Raw genomic sequence first — 18,605 nt, forward strand, 5'->3', positions numbered from 1 at the left:
CCCTATATTATCATGCTCATGTTTTTTTATTTCTATAATATTCTGCAACCTTTCTTCTTCTGCCTTGGCTGTATTAACCTTTTCTTGACAACTGCTAACATCTGTTTTCGCTGCTTTAAATTCTCCTTCAGATGCAATTAGCTGTTGTTGAGTATTAATTAAGCTTTGCATGAGAGAGACGGCATTACGGAGCATCTCATGACGTTGGTAATTATGATCAATTTCGTCAGCGTGAGTCAAGATGTGAAGATGAGGTTTTAGTTGTTCTTCAGCTTCGTGTATCTGTTTTTCAACTCTGGTAACTTGCTCCAATTCTCTCAAGTTATTATTCAGGTATTGCTGGCGTTCTTTGACTTGCTCTAAGCGTTGAGTAACAATTGTAAGTTCTTCATTCTTCTTATTTTCATCATTCCTAGATTGTTGTAACTGAGAAGAAAGTTTGTTTATTTCAATTTGTAAAGTAGCAAGGTTCTCCGTCGTCTGTTTAATATGACTATCTTCCTCATTTAATCTTTGACGCTCCCTCCACAAATTATTGAGATGCTGTAGGACAGTTTTTAATTCTCTATAACGCCGCACATTTGTCAGTATTTCATTATCCCTAGTGATGATTACAGCATCGTTATGTTGCTGTTTTTTCTTCTCGGTAATTTGGGCTATATAGTCAGCAGCATTACGGGCATTACCTAACTGTTGTTTTTTATCGGACTGGGATATTTTAGCTTTAGTTAGTGATTGCTCTACTTCCGTGATGACTTGCTCTTGAGATTTTAGATTATCTTTAGTAATTAAGGATAATCTATCAAGTTCTTGCTGTTTTTTATCTCGTTCCTTTTTCCAGTTATTACGCAGTTTGGTAGCTTTGTCTCCCAACTTTTCATAAAATTTATGGTCGAGAAGTTCCAGTAGACGTTTTTTACGTTCAGTTGCTTTCGCTTTCAAGAAAGCATCAGCTTCACCTTGGCGTAATAGGACAGCAGATACAAAAGTTTCGTAGCTCATTCGAAGATTATTTTGTACCCATTCTTCAACCTTATTCTCAGTACCAGGTATCGCTGGCGAATCGTTGCGTGTACCAGATCGCACAATTCCCCAAATCTTAGCCCCTTCCTCGTACTGATCCTTAACTTTGCGGCGAGTTCGCGTAATAGTGCGTTGTATCAGGTAGCTTTGTCCACCAAGTTCAATCTCAAGACTGATTTCAGCCTTGTCGGTTGCATCGCTAATAAGCTTATAAAAGCTACTTCCCCCACCCCGATGTTCTTTGTACAGTGCAAAAGTTATGGCATCGAAAAGCGCACTCTTACCAGCGCCATTTTCTCCGTGAATAAGCCAAAGTGGTGAGGAGCGAAAATCTATTTCCTGTGGCTCCAGTTCGCCTGCTTCATTTTTCTGCCCGTAATGGCTCAAGAAACCTTTAAGTTCAATCCTCTGTAATAGCATTGTTCACCTCACGCATTAGTTCATTGGTTCGTTTTTCTAATTCCGCTAAATCTGGGTCGTCAGCATAAACTTGACGTAGGTAGCCCAGCACTGTAGCTGCGTAATCCTCTGGACGTTCTGGCATATCACCCACGGTACGGGACAAACCTTCACCTGAAAATGTCACATCAAGACAACGGGGACATAGTTCACGCGCTCGACGTTGCAGAAATATCCGCTCATCTCCAGGCTGAAGTTCCAGACGGATTTTGAAAAAAGCGCGATCGCTATCTGGATAAAGGCTAGGTAGCGTTTCTAGATCGGCAGCAGGAATAGTAATGTTATAAAAAGGTGTTGCGTCTAGTTTCAAAGTCGCGTCCTGTTCCCAGGTTGTGACGGTGGCCACTCCTTCTGGGGGAACATCCACTAACAAAACACCTTTATCATCCTTGTGTTCACCCATATCCAACCGCTCAATATTGCCGCTGTACCAGCAGGGGATAGGGTGTTCAAGTTTTTGTTGCTGGTGAATGTGACCGAGGGCAATGTAGGCTAGATTTGAAGCATCGGGCAAGTCTGCCCTTCCCAAACGAATATCTTCGTCGTAGCTCAATTCTTTTTCGCTGGGTGTGGTGACTCCTGCAACATTGACATGAGCTACAAAAACTGCTGGTAATGATGGATCAAGGGCATCAACAACCGATCTCACTAAATTCGCGTAAGCAGTACTAAGAACTGCATTACGCTCTGTTTTCCCAGTTGCGTCTAGACGATGGGGTTCTAGCAATTCTCTAGTAGGGTAGGGAATTACGGCAAATTGAACACCTTTGATCTTAAAGATTTCACGAGTTTGGACAACGCGAACGCGATCGCTATCTCCTTGTTCTAAAGAAAGAAGTGCGTGCATCATCCGAAAATGTTCTCGGTCATCGTGGTTTCCTGGCATTAAGATGACGTGTAGCCCCTTTTGTACGTAGGGAGACAGAACCTTTGCCAAACGTTTAGTCAATTCCGGCGCTCGACGCACAAAGATATCACCAGCAACCAATAGCACATCAACTTGGTGTTTCTCTGTTAGTTGACAGATGCGTTCAATTTGACTAAAAAGTTCATCAGTGCGATCGTGAACATTCAAGCGGTTGCCCAGATGCCAGTCAGAAGTATGTAAAATACGCATTACTAAATCTCCGGTGTTTGCGCCAGTGGTGTTGGAGCAATATCTTCTCGGTTCATTGCCCATGACGGAAAAGGTAATTTGACAAACATCGGCTGCCGAAATGTTGTTTGCATGATTAGTTTTTCATCCAGTTTTAGAACACTTGCCTGTTGCCGAACCGATTTATCCCAGCCTTGCCATAGTTTTTCTTGCAATTCTGCTATCCCCGTGCGTCCCAGCACTCGGACGGCAGCACTTTCGACGATTTTTGTAGAAACCTGTGAAGCAAATTGTTGTCCACCTAATAAAATGACCCCTTGGCTTCGCATCTCTGTAGCAACTCTTTCTAAAAGCTTGGTAATAGGGTCTGTACTATTGCGTGGAGCAAACCGATTCAATTCATCTAAAACTAAGAGGTAGCGCAAACCACGAGTAGCATTACCACCAGTTCTTGCAGCGACTACTTGTTGAAAAATGGCTGCCACAACAAAACGCTGTAAAGATGCTGGTAAAGAATGAATATCTATTACTTGGGGCAAAGAAGTCTGGGAGCGTGTGACTTGCAATGGTTTTCCACTACGCGCATTTCGAGGAAAGATACTTTCACCTTCGTTTAAAATATCTGCCAACCTCCGGTAGATAGCTCGCCAAGTGCCAGTTTGATGATTCCTGATGGCACGATTGTTATCTTCTCGTATAGAAGCTTGATTTCGTATCCAAGTAAGTAATTCATGCCAAGTTTGCACTCCCTCTGGTAAAGCTGGTTGACCCTCATCATTAGTAAGAAAAGCAACAATATCATTCACCAAAAACATCATTACTGGGCTAACTGTGTCATCACTGAAAAGGTATGGAAAAAGATCACCAGCTAATACATCTGAAAGAGACCAAAAATAAGCTGTAGCATTACAACCGTCTATGGTAGTTACCGTATAGAATTGTGACCCCTTAAAAGGTTCTGGTTCAATACCTAATTCTTTCCAATCGTCTTTATGATTTTCAAATTTCTTCTTGAACTCCCTACTTTCGCGGTCAATCCACATCAAATCTTCACCCTTAACATTCAGTACAATGGGCACGATATGTAAAGGGTCTTTAGTTTGTTTGGGTCTTGCTTCCTGGAGAAGTAATTTGACAATAGTCAAAAGAAAACTGGTTTTTGTACCAGCACCCGTCATCCCTGTGACATTTAAATGACCGCTATAGTCTCCTAATAGGTAAGCTAAATCTATCTTGGCTAAACCCGCATAATTACTACCACCATTACGCAAGCGACCTACAGCCATAGGTCTTTTCATCTCATCGAAACCGTAGGAAAATTCTGCTTCAGTTGCACCCCCCAAATAAACTTTGCTTTGCTCAATGGGAGGTGTAAGAACATCTGGGTTGGTGCGTAAAATACTGACGCTAGCGTAGGTAACTCCTTCAGGTTTGAAGGGTGGATCGTTTCCTACATCACCGTCCATCACATCCGACTCTTCGTATATATCACGTTTGCGACTACGACGGTGAACTTCTTGAACTACACCATAAAAGTCAATTTTTTTACCCTCAATCTGGCTTTCGGCACGAACCAATTGAGTCTTTTCTACGAGGCGATCATGCTGAATCCAAAAATAGAATTGTTCTGAATTAGACTCCAACTGTGGTGGAGAAGCAACCCGCCCAATTAGTTCAATTGGGTTTTTAACTGTAGATATATTTTGTTGAGAATCAAAGTTGGGTGTTCCTTGATTTTCGGTGCTTTCTTTTGCCATTTATTTACTCCTTCTGGATTTAATTATTTACAATCCGGTCAAATGATAGAGATTATTTTTGAGTTTCCTGCGACAAGAGAAGCATAAGCCAAGCTTCTCTTCAGCTCGGACAATAGGATGTAATGAAATAGGGGCACGCTTATAGCTTTTCTCTCGACAACGGTATTCATAAATTGTTCGTGATAGTAAGTTGATAAAATCCCAGTCCCGCTTGCGTTTTTCAAACCATTCTAAGCAGGCTTCCACACGGACATATCCCCAGTCGGGAGTAGTAGAACCACCAGAGAGACGGACATACCATGAAATAACTGGAAGCCGACCACCACTCTGTTGTTTATCTTTATCATTAATACTAAAAACTGGTGTTCGTTCTCCTGGTTCCAATTGATATAAAAGCTGCATTCCTTGAGAATGCAAATAAAGCTTACGATGAGTTTTTATAACGCCAAAAACTGGATCATTTGCAGCATCAAATCCATCTTTACGAGGCTCTAAACGTCCATCAATTATTGTGGAAATATCGCTACATTGAGTTATTGCAGCTTCTTCGAGCAAACCCATTTCTGTATTTGATTTGTTTTCTGCTGCCTTACGCATTTTTTCTAATTCGTAAGATGGTTTATGCTTGCCATCTTTTTTGTCATATGGCATGGCTGACAATAAACGAAATCCATGTGCTTGCAAATCAACAGCAAAACTTTCCACTTCTTCCCAAGGGAAGAGGTCAACTGCCATTGATACTACTCTTTCCACAACCTCAAATTCACGCTGAAATTCGCCATTTTCCACCCGTACAACTATGCTGCCAATCTGGGAAAGACGAATGGGAACTGGATAACCTCCAGGAGCGCTTAACCAAGCAATTGTTTCCCCAACATCTTTACCATCAACAAAGCACCGAGGTCGCTCTTTCCAATTCAGGGGACTCCAATCATCAGATATGTTCAGGCTTATAGGTTTCCATTGTTCTAGATTTAATTCATAATTAAGCTTGACTTCCTTAGCTCCTTCTTCTAGTTCTTCATTTTCATCCTCCAAAGAAGGAGGATGGTCATATTCTTCAAGGCGGCGTGCATCGTAATTTTTGAAAAAATCTAAACTCATTGGTGTCAGTTAATTGGTAGTATTTTTTGGCTGTTGTGTTTCATAATTTAAGAGTTTTTCAGGTAATTCCAATTCTTCTAGTCGTCGTATCATCGCTTTTTTACTTACTAAAAATTCAGTAGCTAATCGATTTGCTAATACTTTTCTTTCTCTACCAAAGCGGCGGCTATAACGCTTGGCTAATTCTTCACAGGCATCTGCTGGCATCAAAAGTTCAGCTGCAAACTGATTAGCCTCTCTTTCCATCTGTTCTTTATCTATTGGTGGTGCGTAAGTTTTGGCTTTCACTCCACTAGTGAGAGTCAATTGACCTTTCAAAACATCACTATCTACTTGATTTTCATCAATATATAAACACTCAGCTAATACCAAAGATTCGCTAAAATTATCCTGAATATGACTTTCAAGTAAAGGTAGAAAATGCAACAAGTAATGCCCAAGTTCATGGGCGGCTGAAAAGCGCCGACGTGTAACTGGTTCATTCTTTTCTACTAAAATGCAGCCATAAAATACACCAGCATACTCATAGGCATACAAAAAACCTGCTAACTTTTGGTCTTCAGTTTTAGGCATTGGAACATCTTGCCCAGTTTCAGCAGCCAAAAATTTAGCTGCACTTTGGGTTGTCAAATTTTCCAGTTCTGCAACCCGGATAGGATAAGCCCCTATTAGCTCAGACAATGACACTACACCAGAATTTATTGACACTATTTCGATTCCCGCTTGCTTGTAAACTTCTTGCACGGCTGCGGCAATTTTATTAGAGTTAGTCTCTTGAGGAAGGATTGGCGTTTTCATCATTTCTGTTCTTTTGTAGTATCTTTTTTAGCCCGCAGTCTGCTGGAGTTTACCTGTACCTGATAACGAGCTTTTTCCTCACGAGCTGCCAATTGTGCCTGGCTGTGGCTGCGTCCCATTGCCAGCATGATGGCAGTATCTCGAAAGGTGCGCCAAAAACTTTGACTAGTCTTGATTCCTAATTGAGCAGCTAATTCCTCAATTACTTGCAGCGAGAGGCATTTTGGTATGAGTACGGAACTGCCAATCAATATACGGTTGGCTTCATCGTCGGTTGGTAAAATACGGCGATCTGCTTGGAGGCGAGCAGCAACTTCCCCAACAGTGAGGGGCTTGGGATTACTAACTTCCGTTTCAAAAGCACTCTTAAAATGTTTACGTAATAAATTTCTTACCTGTTCGGCATCAGTAGCAATTGGTGTTATCTGCTCCTCTTCCTGGTAGGCTAAATTAATTTCTGTAATAATTTGTTCTAATTCCAGGTCATCGCAGGCAATATCAAGTATTTGAGCTACTACTTCCATATCACCTTCGTCTAAAGCCTGTACATATAAATGAATAGCTTTTTCACGGGAGTAAGGCTGCTGATTTTCCCAACGTTTTTGCATCTTATCTGCCCTCCTCTGATGACTTGTTACTTTGGGCGTAAGCTTGACGCAACTGCGCGATCGCACGGTGCTTTTTGGTGTAAGCTGCCCCTGCTGTTGTCCCTAACGCAGCAGCCAAGGATTCTCCGTCTAAACCATCAACAAAAGCTAATTTCAGTATTTCTCGATAACCATCATTTACCAATGACAGCAGATATTCCAACATTTCGGGGTCGGACGAATTTGATGACTCGTATAATATTCCTAAAATTTCCTCTTCTGAAAGAATTTCTGAATTTTGCTGCTTAAGTTTGCGAGCTAAGGGGAGTTCGGCAATGGGTGTAATTCGCTTATTCTGCTGGGTTTGCTGACGTTGCCACCGTTGTATTTTTTTAGCTGCAATACCCAATAACCAGGGACGAGCCGAACGATTAGGGTCAAATTTACCAGCTATTTTGAGAGCCTCCTCGACAGTTTCGTGGAAAATTTCCTTTGCTACTGTTTCGGTAAAATTGCGATCGCTACTATTACCCAACTTATCGCCGAATTGCCTTATTGCCTTAATCACATACATTTGAATTGTACGTTGAAGAACTTGCCACTCCTCCTGAACTACCTGACTTAGCAACTGCTGTTTCTGGTGCAATTCAGGGTCATAGGATGGGTCTACTGGTTGCCCTAATTGTCGTTTCAATGTCACCTCCTAAACACCACCCCTGATATTTAATTGCCACGAGCAAGGCGAATTCTTACAGTGGTCATCAAAAAATATCCGCACTTCGCACATTCAATATCCTCCGAATATCGCCCCTAATATTGAATTGCCATAAGACCCACAAAATCTTACAGTCAAAGCGCAATTTTTTTTGTGTCTCTAATTTATCACTACAACAGAAGTGTATATTTATACTCTATTAACTTCAATACCTAATTGCACCAACAACCGTAGTGCCTCCTTTGTGGAAAAGTTACTCACAGGCAGCCCAGTAATTTGGCTAACTAGCCACTTGGGTGCTACACGCTCATTTCCTACAACAACATACCAAGATTGGAAATTTGCAAATTCTCGATAACCTCTTCGAGGTTTCTCCTTCCCTAAGCCCTCCGGGCAGGCTGCGGGGCACTGCACCAACGAAGAGCGAACGTCAGAGCCGGCATGAGAGAAACCCTCCTTTCTCGCTGACTCACTTTTCTCCAACGACTGGTGAGCAATATTAAGTACCTCTTGTGTAGTAAGCAAAACCTCTACTCCCTTAATTATCGGGTTTTTACTTAAATTGATATTTTTGTGCTTACTTTGGGGTATTTCGGGTGGCTTCCCATGCAACCAATCATGCAATTCCCCCAACTTTCTACCCAAACTACCAGAGGCTACTTGCATATTTAGATTGTTAGGGAAAATAGCCTCGTATCCTTGTATAGCTTGAAAGTAAATTTGACCCATGCAGAGAAAAACTTCTTCATAAGGTCTGGAATTGACAATATCGCTCAGTTTTGCAACCGTAGTCGATCGCAACTCAATAGCTCTACTTGCTGTCATTCGTCGGTCATAATACGGAATGAGAAAATCTTGAGGAATCAAACCGAACTCTGCCGACAATATATATGTACTGATATTGTTTGAAACTTGAGGCTGTTGCTTCAGAAATCGCCGCAGTACCTGGAAGGTAGGACCATCATATCTGGCGATCGCTCTTAATAATCCTGAGTCGGAGCGCTTGCGTTGGGAACAACCCAGGATGAGAAGATTTTGGCTGTATGTAGAGACTTCGCTCGTAAGGTTGTCAAGACTATCTTCATCACAAAACTTAACCATTTTAGATGCCATTCCACACGTCAAGCACCATACCATACCCTATAAAAAACGCTTATTTTATGAATTTACCCCCTATAGCACTAATTCACCCACTACCAAAATCCTCAACTCCGTCACCCGCCTCAAAGCCACATCATTGGTCAAAAAGGCATCACAGCCGGACGTTAAAGCCGCCGCAACCTGCAAGGCATCGGGTAACTGAAGGTTATAATGCACCCGAATTCTTGCAGCTTCTCGCGCAATAGCAGCATCAATCTCCACAAAAACCACTTCATCCTGCTGTAACACATCGACAAAAGCCCGCTCTAAATCCACTAATCCCAGACGTATAGCACCCACCAAACACTCTGATAACGTTATTGGCGATGCTACTGCGGTAATATCAACTTCCAACCGCTCAAAAATTGGATCGACGAAATCTACAAACTGTGGATTTCGTTCCACAAAATAAATTACAGGTGCTGTATCGAGAAATAAACGAGAAACTCCTGCTAATGCGTCACTAATTCTCATTACTCTCCTCGCAACAACCCTTCTCGATGATCGTCACCTTCCCTTCGAGTCCGCGAAACCCATTCCTGAGCATCCTCACCTAATAGCGGATAGGGTGCCATCCCCTTCAAATCGCTCCACTTTCGTTGTGGCTGCAATTGAGTGACGTGCTTCTTCACCCGATCCACTAAATGCCCCATCACCGTCAATTGCTCTTCTGGAGTCAGTTGCTCAATCTCGATTAAAATTTTTTGAAGTGATGGACTCATCAACTTAACCCTCATCAACTGCTGTAGATTTTAGCGTCTTCACCCGATTCCAGCTAACGCAATCGTTCCCAAATCACGCTGAAATAATACTGCTGTAGATTTTAGCGTCTTCACTCGATTCCAGCGCTTGAGTTGTAAAACTTCACACCAAATCTTCCAACAGCGCCGTAATTTTTCCCTGCGCCTTGGTTCTGTTATCGTCATAAATCATCAAAGTATTCAAACTCGCGTGGCGGCTCAACTTTTGCACGCTACGCACATCCCCGTCACTCGCATCGAGTGCCGCCGTTACCGACGAATGCCTGATTCTATGGGGACTAATAGTTTTAGATATCCCAGCATTTTCGGCAATCTCCACCACAATCTTGCGAATACCATCCCCCGTCAACCGATGCCCGTAGCGCGGACGCAACGAAATAAATAAGGGTTGCTTGCTATCCAACTCATATCGTGCCAACAACCAATCTTGGAGAGCCTTGCAAGTCTTATGATGTAGGTCAATATTCTCCTTTTGGGTTCCCCTCCCCTTCCCCAAAATACTCAAAGTCCCCGCCTCCAAATCCAAATCCTCAATATTACATTGGGAAATTTCCTCTCTTCTTAAGGCATTAGCCCACAAAAGTCGCAACAGCGCATAATCGCGTTTTCCCTTCAACGTCTCCCTATCCGGTATTGCCAGCATCTTCTTAAACGCCTCCGGTCCAATACCCGTCGTATCCCGGTACGGCTTCACCTTCTCACACTTGATATTTGCCAGCGTCCAATCACACTTACCCACCTGATAGGCATAATTAACCAACGCCTTAATAGCCGCCAAGCGTCTATTGACCGTCGCCTCCTTCAAACCCTTATCAACCAACTTTGACTTATAACGCAACACCAAAGTCACAGCCGAAAACCTATCCATTTGTAAAAACTGCGCCACCAACACCGGAGTCGGTTCCTGAGCGCACACCATCATAAAAAAATTCTTTAAATCCTTGGCATACTCGTGGCGGGTGCTTTTATTGCGCTTGCCCAGCAATAACTCCTGCAACAAATCGCGTTCGAGAGCGATCGCAAAAGGATTAACCCGCGATATAGAACCATCATCATCGCTTGGCGACATATAAGTATTGAAAATAAATCTTTTCGATAATTAGCCTAGCATGTATTACGTCCAATACGGCGGAACTCTTAATCCATCTGGGATGTGAGCATTCGATGCTTACCCTTGGAAGCATCGAATGCCAATAATGCCCGCCACGGGTGAACTAAAATCCTCTTTCACATCCAAATTCCTGGTATCTTGATATCAATGCTATCTATAATGATATCGATAGCAACGCTATCAACCGCGATATCACTATGTCCGACGAAAACAAACCCAGCCAAATGGTGCGCGTACCCACTCCTTTAATTGACCCAGTGCGCTCCTTATCCCGGTTGCATCGACAGGGACTTACAAACGAGGTACTTTCTGGGTTGGATGATTTGATCAAAACCTTGGAATTTGGCTCTGGTAGTCCCCATGATGGAGCGTATCAAACCATATCGGAAATTTGCTCTCGCTTGGATAATTTAGAATCCCAACTGTCGGGTTCTTCAAATAGCGACGAAATACCATCAACTAAACGTATATATGATTTAGAGCAAAAAATCGATGCGATAAATAATCGGTTGACTCAATTTGCTGAGGCAATTATGCAGCTTCAAAGTAATATTAATAATCAACCAAGGCGAGGTAAATCATACAACAGTAATTCCTATTATCAAGGGCAACCTGTTAAGTTTCAGCCCATTACAGAAGAAAGTTTAGCTTCAAGGTTGGGGGTAACTCCAGAAACCATCCGCAAGGAAAGAGAGAGTCAACCCGCACCACTTTTTTTTGCATGGTCTAAGCGCAAAGATACTTCTGGTATTGGATGGGAATTTAACGAGAAAACAGGATTGTATCATCCAATTACTTGAACCCGACATTTAATAAAGCTATGCCATGCGGAGTATCCCAATAGGCAAGATTTCACTCTTTGATTGCTTTACCGTTAAAATAATAGATGTTGTGACCCCGATACCTGTGGGAATCAGATAATTGCCACATCTGTTAAACGAGCATAAAAATACTTCCACCCAGAATTGCGCGAGTACTTTACGCTCAAAACCAACAAACGTTCAACATCGTGGTTTTTCGTGCAGACGATAGCGCCGCGTCAACGTGCGATGCCCGCTGTTGAGGAAGAACGCCGTAATCTTTTTCATATAATATGAGACAAGTTAATTATGTTACTTCCTCATTCCAGAATTTATAACTATTCTAAGGCAAGAAAGCACGGTCAAGAATTTCTCTAACAAACTGATAAACTTCTGGTTCACCTGATGCTCTTGTCCCGGCAATATTAAGGTTCACTATTCCAAACTTGGAGAGAAATAATTGAAATTGACTGACAGGATTTATATCAGTTAAATTCCTACATATATGTATACATGGTTTTTCATATTTTTTAGCTAATTCAACAGTTAATAAAGTGCCTTCAAAAATTTCTTTATCAATTGAAAATATAACAGTTCCATCAGAATCACGGACATTCCATTCAGTTCGTTCGGAATATTCAGATGATGGTGTTTCAGTTAGGTTATAGCGTGCATCAAGAATACCATCTTCTGCTTTACGTCCTTTGGGACACCAACCTCCGTGAGAAACTTGATGAGCTATAGCCCAATCAAGAGCTGCGCGATCTGCTCCTGTCTGACCACCAGAGACTATTTTTAAGCTGTTAGCTAACAGTATTCTTGTCTCCATCAGTCCTATCCCCGTTGTGATTTAGCTTTTCTCTTTTATGGGTTATTTGAAGCGTTGTTTCCCATCTGCTGACTTGCTGTTGCCTCAAGTTGCTCAATCCAGTTCGTAAAGAATTCTATTTCGTATTTGCCTACTTCGCTATCAGAACTATAATGGCAGTGTTTTACTGTTGTTCCATTCATGCCACCCTTGCGAGTCCAGTAAGTGTAACCTGAAAATAGGTGCTGCTCGTTTATGAGAGTACCATGAACAACTGGTAGATGCTCATACCGTACCAGTTTAATATTTATATTACTGGAACTTAGTTTTTGTTCATATTCATCTTTGAAATCTTCAATACTACGAAAACATTGATCAGCGTATTCAGACCAATCTTTTAGACTTCTTATTGCACTACTATTTAAATTTAGCAGTGCTAGATTATTTGGAATTGAAAAAAGGCAAATAACTATATCAATTTTTTTTGAGATATCTTTTAATACAAGCGACCTTAAAAGTTCCCAGGTATGTTGCCCTCCTAAACCAATAATTTTTATTCTAGTTGTACCTTGCTCTCTTATACTTGCATTAATTAAATCCTTTATTCTAGGTGTGGCATCCTGAAAAGTTTCAAACAAGTCAAGAGAACTAGATTTATATTCTTTTTTTCTTTCTCTTATAACGAGCATTTCAAGGACAAGTGTAACATGTGCTGAAAGAAGAAACGTCAATAATATATGAATGAAAATTCGGTTATTAGCAAAAGCGGGAAACTCAATTGTTTTAGAAATATCAAGTGGTTCTATAACTGCCCAAATAGATAGAAATATACTGCCCCAAATAAGTAAATAGGCAATGCCTATTCCATACCAGTGTCTATGTAACCACTTTCGAGGTTGATCAAACATTACTTTTGCCTTGATTTAGAAATTTTGGCTCTTTCGCTACTTTTATGGTAAAAAACAAATTTAATAGGACTTACGCATTGACAAAATAACTAGTTTATGGATTTAATCAGCACAAGCAGCACTCAAATTATCCAAAACATATTCACGAATAACTTTTGTGAATAGATTCCTTTGTACTTCATACCAATTGTGAATGATATTTTCAGAGCGCATTTTTTCTAAACGAACAAATGCTTGAAGCGAGCAAAATATATGTGTTTTGATTGCGTGGCTATCTCTAACCATAAACCGACAGATACCACATAGCTGTTTTACTGCTCTATGAAAACTTTCAATGCCCCAATGTGTATCATGAATTTTAATAAACTCACTTCTAGTTATCTGTTGTGAAATCTCTTTGGAATTCTCTGAGTCAGGCTGATTTCTCTAATTTTCCGATACCTTGAAAGTAGACGACATCTTTTTTCAATTCACTATTTTACCACCTCGTCAATGCGTAAGTCCTATAATTGTTCGATAGATAATCCTTGAATTCGCTCAGTTAATGATGCATCAATCGAGCCTATACGGCGATTGAGTTGACGCAATATTAAGTCTTGTTCTCCTTGCTGTCTTCCTTCTTGCTTGGCTTGTTCTCTGTCTCTTTGATACAGTGGTTCTAATCGCATAATTAACTCACAGTCACAATAGTAAATTTTTTGCATCCTCCGTTATTGCAATTGATACCTATAACCACAAAAGGGTATCCGATGTATACTTGTGTCATTTTTGTCAAAAATAATACTATAGACTAATGTTGCTCCAACCAATTAGTTAAATCAGCCATCGAACTAAAATCTAGTAATGCTTCACCCAATGCATCCAATTCTTCAACTGATAACCCGCGTAGATGTTCAAGCAGGGTGTCGTCAATATTACCTACGCGGCGATTGAGAAGGCGCGTAACTAATGAGAATGCGTGTTCTTTTTTACCTATTTCAATACCGCTACGCTCAACAGAAGTAACATACTTCATTTCTCGTCTTTCCTCCAGTTGTCTAACTTCTTGTTTAAACTCGGCTTCTAAATCTAATGGTAGCGTTAACATCCAATCCAAGAAAGCAAACAAGTTGAGAATATCTTGCTCCTCAAACCCCATTGAGTACAATCGCTCTACCAAAGCTAGCTTTTCTTGTTTGCGTAATGTTCTATCGTTAGTGGTATTAAGTGCAGCTAAGTGTGATAATACTACAATAGCAAATGGATTGTTACTTGCTGATAATTGGGATTGCTGTTGTTGATAGTCAAGTAGTTTTATAATCGGATATTCTACATTTAACGTATAGCCAAATAAACTGTAACCGAATTGTGATGGTTTCCAATTAGGATTATCGTCACCTAAAACTGCGATTGAAACTACTTTTTTGTTATATTTACTATAAATACGAGAACTATAAATATACACTCGTTCGGCAAAGTTTGATTCTTGTTGAGCCTGCACCTCGATATGGATAAGTATCCATTCTTCTGAACCATTTGTCAGGTAGATTTTCACCAATTTATCAGCAAACCGTCGTCCAATTTCTGCGTCTTTAACTACTTCTTCTAATTCTTTATCTAAAAATTCAATTGATTTTGTCCAATCAATTTGTGTATGCACATTGGGCAAGAAAAATAATATAAATTCTTCAAAGTATATTTGCAGAATATCTTTCCAAGGAGAATCGTATGCAGTCGGTGGATTTTTATCGGTCATTGTCAGTCTTATATGGTAGATATTACATTTAATTATACTATTAATTAAATGTTTTTGATATTTAAGATGATATTTTACAAAACAAATTAATTTTAATTAGAGATAAAATAACAAAAACGAGTATCAGATAATAATTAGATATCAGCATACAATATATATATTTTTAACGACTGGTTTTCTATTTATCTTGTAGCCTTATTCGTATCAAAATATAATGCTCTTCGCGCCACAGCGCGATGGCTAGCTGAAATCGTGTAGCGAACACAACAAAATATCTTGCTATTTCTTTCAGTTTATTTCTAAAACAGTTAATAATAAATCCAAATTTCTAGAGCCTTCAATTGTGTCACTTGTACCGTCACCTCCTTATATTAATAGTCGCCTGTCGCATGGTGTCACTTATACTGTCGCTTCAGCTATGACGTTGCTATGACAGAAGTTTAAGACATATTTGTCACCTATTACTCTCTGGTTAAATAGGGCTATTATAGGGGTATTTTTAGGGGTTTTATGTCGCTGGATAAGGTGACAGGCGACGGGGAAATAATATTAGTAAATGCTGAATATACCATCAACTAGCTTTCCTATATTTGCATTTTCAATCTCTTGCATAATTGTTTTCATCTCCAAGGCATTTGGTCGAATTTTATTGAACCTAAAGTTACGATAAGCGTCACGAACTTTGATGCTAGTAAGATTTTGTTGTTTCATATATTTGATAAATGCTTGCGCTTGTTCGCTGAGATTAGAGAGAATATTTTTATCTGATGAATGATTAGCATCTGATGGTTGATGCTTATCGAATAATTGATTGTCGTCTTCTAAATGATTGTTTTTTGAGGATTGATAATTATCTTCTGAAGGATTAGGATTCGATGATTGATGATTGTTTTCTAAAGGGCTAATATTTGATAAATTATTCTTATCTTGTGCTGAGTTAGTATTTGGTGATTGATTAGAATCGTTGGGCTGCTTTGGTGCATCTTGAGATAGCAAATCATTTAATCTTTGTACCGCAGCTTTCCACAAATTATTTGGCAATTCTTCGGCAGGTATATCATCATCCTGGAATTTTTCTTGACGTTGCTTTTTTACCTCTATTTCGGCGTTAGCAGTTATTGCTATGGCTCCGTAAAGTTTGGCTGGATTTAACCACTCAGGGATTGTAATTTGAAAGTCGGGTAATACTTTCCCCTCTGCGTCTTTATAACCAATTAATTCCCCTTTATAAAGAGGTGTCATGTCATTAGTCGAACGCAGTTTAATTTCAATCGTCCCCGTTTTTTTGGCATCGCTAAAACCGCTCGAACCACCCGTGCCTGCGTTGGTGTTGCTGTGGGTGATTAATATCATTGCATCGTGGGCTTTACGGGGGTTGCCAATTACTCCTTGCATCAATTTGGGAGCATTTTTGGCGCAGGGTTCTTGTTCGCTGTAGGTGGTCAATTCGTCAATGATTACCGACTCCCAAGCATCTTTTTCCGTGCGCGTCTTCCAGCGCTCAAAAATGGCTTGGATACCCTCATTAATATTTTCCCAATCCTGTTCCCCACCGTAGATTCGTGCTTGGAGTTTTTCTAGAAATGCCCATTTTTCCGCCGTGTTTTGGTGCGCGTGGGGGTCTAATACCATCGCTGGCTTGATTCCCCAGCAAATAAAGCGTAACAGCGCCAAAGCTGCGGTAAAGCTAGTTTTACCACTACCCATATCCCCGGAGACGATGACGGGTTTAAATTTGAGGGCTTCGAGCCAGCCATTTTCGTGTTCTTTGATTAATTTGAGATAGCGCGAGCGGAGAATTTGTACCTGCTTCTGTACCGGATTTTGGGTGTTATCCCCAGCACTAGCCGATACTTTGTTTTTGGGGTCATTTATCTCGTCCATTGATTGTCCTGGCAATGCTTTGAGTTGTAGCGATTCGGTGAGCATTTGTGCCTGTCGTTCTGCCGACTCCCTTATTTCGGTATATTCAGCTTCGGTGATATCTCCTGCAAACAGGGCATCTCCAAAAGCTCTCCCTGCGTTTACCCGTGCTTGAACTTGCCCGTAATCTAGCCAAGCTTCAAGATTTAAGCGCTGTTGGATAATGCCTTTTGCCCAGAATTCGTTAATTTTGGTGCGGAATAGGGGAATTGCTACAGCTAGTTTACGTACTCTGTCGTTAGCAATAACGGAAACATACCCGAAACACGTCGCAGCACCAAAACCTAGAAGTGCTTTGTAAGGGTTGTAAGGTGCGTCGTTGACTGTTTTGAGGTAAGGTTTGCCGTAACCGTCTTTCTCGGCGATTTCTTGGGGTAGTTTTGGTAATTTACCCTTTCTATATTCGGGATTGGTGGGTAAAGTCTCGCCGTTTGCTTCTACTGCCCAGGTGGGTACTAGGTAGTAGTTCGATTTATCGTTTTGAAGCTGGTTTAACGCTTCGGATGGGGTGGGAACATGGTATTTGGGCTTGATGGGTTTGGGGGTCAGCCAACCTATCTTTTTTGCTTGCTGCCAGTCTGTTAGTTGTTTTTTATACTCTTGGTCTAGTCTAAAAGCTTCGTCTCGGTGTTTTTGGATGTGGCTGCGTAGTTCAAAGGGTGTGGGTTGATACGAATATTCATAATATCTGATGTCAGTACCGTAGAAGGAAGCGGCGAGGAGTAGAGTACCGATGCCCATACAGCTTAGATTAATCAGGTTTTGGCGTGACTGTCTTGGGCTGGGCAGTACCACATCAATCACATCTTGTTCGAGTTGGAATTGTTTGTTTTGTGACATGGTTAGAAACGAAGGCAGAGGAGCCAGCGTGTTGCGCGGGTTTCCCGTGTCGTAGCAACTGGCGTGGTAGAAGAAAGGAAGACAGAAATAAGACAGAAATAAGACAGAAGCAAGATAGACGAGCAGAAAAGGGGTGGCGAAAATAACTATCCAGTCTAAAAAGGCTAAAAAGCAGATAAAATAACGTGATTTCGATGAACTTTAACCTCTGAAACCCTTGCCCAGCATGTTTTATGAGAACTAGTAGTCAATAAAATTTTCTGCGTTTGAGTAAGAAAACAAGGATTGCCGTGATTGCGATCGCCACTCCATAACCCATGTAATCAGGTGTTTTTTGTTGCACTGGGTTGGTAAATTCTTTTTGGGCGCTGTAGTAACGTTCGGTTCCAGCTTTGGCTCTGTCTTCTGCTTGCCAGTGGGGATGTAGGGCAAAGTAGCCGATGCTGGCAATGGTTGATACACGACTTACTGATTTCCAGAAGTCCGGGTTAAATTCTAGGCTGAAACCTTTTTCTGAGATGGCAATGCTGAATTGTTCAAAGGCTGCGATCGCAGATGTCATCACTGCGACGCTGTAGCCAATGGTACATACCATCGCGGGGATGGCGATAATCCTGGCGATGGCGAAACTACCCGCCATGATTGAGGCAACAGCAAAGGTACTGGAAGCGACGGCAAGGGTATTGGCATTTTTGAAAAGGATATCTAGAAAGCCTTCCACCCGTGCGTTGTCTTTGGGGGTTATTTCCGTGAAAGTTGGCTGTGCGTCGCTCCCCGATTCTTGGTGTTGAACCGGGGATGATTGCTGTTGGAATAATTGCAGCAGGATATCGTCAAATTGTGGGTTCTGCATGGCGGTAAGCTCCGCGTGAAATTCGCAGGCGTTGAACTAAAAAACCTTCATTTAACTTGGACATGAGGAGACCATTTTTTTCAAACTTCCTCAGAATCAGGGTTACAGCCTATTTGCAAATAATTTGGTTTGTTTGTAGTTAATGTGGTTTGTTTGCAAATAATCTGGTTTCATTTGCAGTTAATGT

The 18,605-nt window shown here is 41.1% G+C and carries 17 protein-coding genes and 2 pseudogenes; 1 reads left to right on the plus strand and 18 read right to left on the minus strand.

What is annotated here, in order from left to right; genetic code table 11:
• From VB733_RS22500 to VB733_RS22550, 11 genes are all read right to left on the minus strand, one after another.
• Window positions 1-1,443 (minus strand): SMC family ATPase (locus tag VB733_RS22500; RefSeq protein ID WP_323342287.1); only part of this gene is annotated, 1,443 nt, incomplete at its 3' end.
• Window positions 1,424-2,599 carry an exonuclease SbcCD subunit D gene (locus VB733_RS22505; RefSeq protein WP_323342288.1) on the minus strand — a complete coding sequence of 392 codons (1,176 nt, stop codon included), beginning with the start codon at window positions 2,597-2,599 and terminating at the stop codon, window positions 1,424-1,426. The genes VB733_RS22505 and VB733_RS22500, both read right to left, overlap by 20 nt.
• Before the next feature lie 2 nt (window positions 2,600-2,601).
• Complete coding sequence (locus tag VB733_RS22510; RefSeq protein WP_323342289.1) at window positions 2,602-4,335, minus strand: ATP-binding protein; 1,734 nt, start codon at window positions 4,333-4,335, stop codon at window positions 2,602-2,604.
• A gap of 27 nt (window positions 4,336-4,362) precedes the next feature.
• A complete protein-coding gene (locus VB733_RS22515) occupies window positions 4,363-5,439 on the minus strand; it encodes a DNA double-strand break repair nuclease NurA (RefSeq protein ID WP_323342290.1) in 1,077 nt (358 codons plus the stop codon).
• A 9-nt stretch (window positions 5,440-5,448) separates the two neighbouring features.
• Window positions 5,449-6,240: an ImmA/IrrE family metallo-endopeptidase gene (locus VB733_RS22520; RefSeq protein ID WP_323342291.1), complete on the minus strand. Its 792-nt coding sequence runs from the start codon at window positions 6,238-6,240 to the stop codon at window positions 5,449-5,451.
• A complete protein-coding gene (locus VB733_RS22525) occupies window positions 6,237-6,845 on the minus strand; it encodes a hypothetical protein (RefSeq protein ID WP_323342292.1) in 609 nt (202 codons plus the stop codon). The genes VB733_RS22520 and VB733_RS22525 overlap by 4 nt, the downstream gene beginning before the upstream one ends.
• Window position 6,846: 1 nt before the next feature.
• Entirely contained in the window at window positions 6,847-7,518 is a 672-nt protein-coding gene (locus tag VB733_RS22530) for a sigma-70 family RNA polymerase sigma factor (protein WP_323342293.1), read from the minus strand.
• A 210-nt stretch (window positions 7,519-7,728) separates the two neighbouring features.
• A complete protein-coding gene (locus VB733_RS22535; protein WP_323342294.1) occupies window positions 7,729-8,640 on the minus strand; it encodes a DUF6884 domain-containing protein in 912 nt (303 codons plus the stop codon).
• Between the two features lie 72 nt (window positions 8,641-8,712).
• Window positions 8,713-9,153, minus strand: coding sequence for a type II toxin-antitoxin system VapC family toxin (locus VB733_RS22540; RefSeq protein WP_015201114.1), 441 nt, complete (start codon window positions 9,151-9,153; stop codon window positions 8,713-8,715).
• The gene (locus VB733_RS22545) at window positions 9,153-9,401 is read right to left on the minus strand and encodes a hypothetical protein (RefSeq protein ID WP_323342295.1); all 249 of its coding nucleotides are present in this window, start codon (window positions 9,399-9,401) and stop codon (window positions 9,153-9,155) included. The genes VB733_RS22540 and VB733_RS22545 overlap by 1 nt, the downstream gene beginning before the upstream one ends.
• A gap of 142 nt (window positions 9,402-9,543) precedes the next feature.
• Window positions 9,544-10,509 (minus strand): tyrosine-type recombinase/integrase, encoded by a 966-nt coding sequence (locus tag VB733_RS22550; RefSeq protein WP_323342296.1) that lies wholly within the window; start codon window positions 10,507-10,509, stop codon window positions 9,544-9,546.
• Between the two features lie 239 nt (window positions 10,510-10,748).
• On the opposite strand from VB733_RS22550, the gene VB733_RS22555 reads away from it, so the two are divergent.
• Window positions 10,749-11,351, plus strand: a complete 603-nt coding sequence (locus VB733_RS22555) for a hypothetical protein (RefSeq protein ID WP_323342297.1) — start codon at window positions 10,749-10,751, stop codon at window positions 11,349-11,351.
• 343 nt (window positions 11,352-11,694) lie between these two features.
• On the opposite strand, the gene VB733_RS22560 is transcribed toward VB733_RS22555, so the two are convergent.
• The 7 genes and pseudogenes from VB733_RS22560 to VB733_RS22590 all read right to left on the minus strand — a co-directional run bounded on the left by VB733_RS22560 (window position 11,695) and on the right by VB733_RS22590 (window position 18,418).
• A complete protein-coding gene (locus VB733_RS22560) occupies window positions 11,695-12,180 on the minus strand; it encodes a putative molybdenum carrier protein (protein ID WP_323342298.1) in 486 nt (161 codons plus the stop codon).
• A gap of 35 nt (window positions 12,181-12,215) precedes the next feature.
• A complete protein-coding gene (locus tag VB733_RS22565; protein WP_323342299.1) occupies window positions 12,216-13,067 on the minus strand; it encodes a hypothetical protein in 852 nt (283 codons plus the stop codon).
• 102 nt (window positions 13,068-13,169) lie between these two features.
• Window positions 13,170-13,466, minus strand: a pseudogene (locus tag VB733_RS22570) (IS701 family transposase); the annotation flags it as partial.
• A 107-nt stretch (window positions 13,467-13,573) separates the two neighbouring features.
• Window positions 13,574-13,768, minus strand: a pseudogene (locus tag VB733_RS22575) (DUF4351 domain-containing protein); the annotation flags it as partial.
• Window positions 13,769-13,857: 89 nt separating this feature from the next.
• The gene (locus VB733_RS22580) at window positions 13,858-14,802 is read right to left on the minus strand and encodes a DUF4351 domain-containing protein (RefSeq protein WP_323342300.1); all 945 of its coding nucleotides are present in this window, start codon (window positions 14,800-14,802) and stop codon (window positions 13,858-13,860) included.
• A 549-nt stretch (window positions 14,803-15,351) separates the two neighbouring features.
• Window positions 15,352-17,565, minus strand: coding sequence for a DEAD/DEAH box helicase family protein (locus VB733_RS22585; protein ID WP_323342301.1), 2,214 nt, complete (start codon window positions 17,563-17,565; stop codon window positions 15,352-15,354).
• 247 nt (window positions 17,566-17,812) lie between these two features.
• The gene (locus tag VB733_RS22590) at window positions 17,813-18,418 is read right to left on the minus strand and encodes a hypothetical protein (RefSeq protein ID WP_323342302.1); all 606 of its coding nucleotides are present in this window, start codon (window positions 18,416-18,418) and stop codon (window positions 17,813-17,815) included.
• Window positions 18,419-18,605 lie beyond the last annotated feature (187 nt).

It is taken from the genome of Calothrix sp. UHCC 0171 (assembly GCF_034931845.1).
In the GTDB taxonomy this organism is placed as follows: Bacteria; Cyanobacteriota; Cyanobacteriia; order Cyanobacteriales; family Nostocaceae; genus Brunnivagina.